Annotated in this window: 1 protein-coding gene; it reads left to right on the forward strand. The window is 69.2% G+C overall.

Going from position 1 to position 510, the window contains the following annotated elements; translation table 11 throughout:
- The first annotated feature begins 49 nt into the window (after positions 1 to 49).
- Positions 50 to 445, forward strand: coding sequence for a ferredoxin (locus GVN67_RS29190; RefSeq protein WP_160000787.1), 396 nt, complete (start codon positions 50 to 52; stop codon positions 443 to 445).
- Positions 446 to 510 lie beyond the last annotated feature (65 nt).

Below are 510 nucleotides of genomic sequence, written 5' to 3' on the forward strand. Positions count from 1 at the left end.
TGGCACAACCGCTCGCCGTCGCCGAGGCCGCGACGACCGAGGAAGAGGCATGAGCACCGACACGCCAGAGAACACCGCCGCAGCCGCCACGCCCGCCGAAGGCGTGCGCGTCGTCGTCAAGCCCAAGATCGGCAGCTACCGCCGCCACATCCTCATCTGCACCGGCCCGCGCTGCGCGCAGGAGGGCCAGGCCCAGGCGCTGTTCGACAGCCTGGGCGAGAAGTTCAAGGCGGCCGGCTTGAACGACGGCGACCTGCGCGTGAAGCGCAGCCGCGTGGGCTGCTTCGCCGCCTGCAAGGGCGGCCCGGTGATGTGCGTGCAGCCCGACGGCACCTGGTACTACGACGTCACGCCGGCCAACATGGACCGCATCATCGAGCAGCATCTGGTGGGCGGGCAGCCGGTGGAAGACCTGGTGTTCCACCAGGGGCCCACGGGCGGTTAAGGCAACGCTGACCAAGCCCCTCGCGCGCAGCGCAGAGACTTATTCAGCATCGCCTGGATTCACTG

It is taken from the genome of Roseomonas sp. 18066 (assembly GCF_902706185.1).
GTDB lineage: Bacteria > Pseudomonadota > Alphaproteobacteria > Acetobacterales > Acetobacteraceae > Pseudoroseomonas.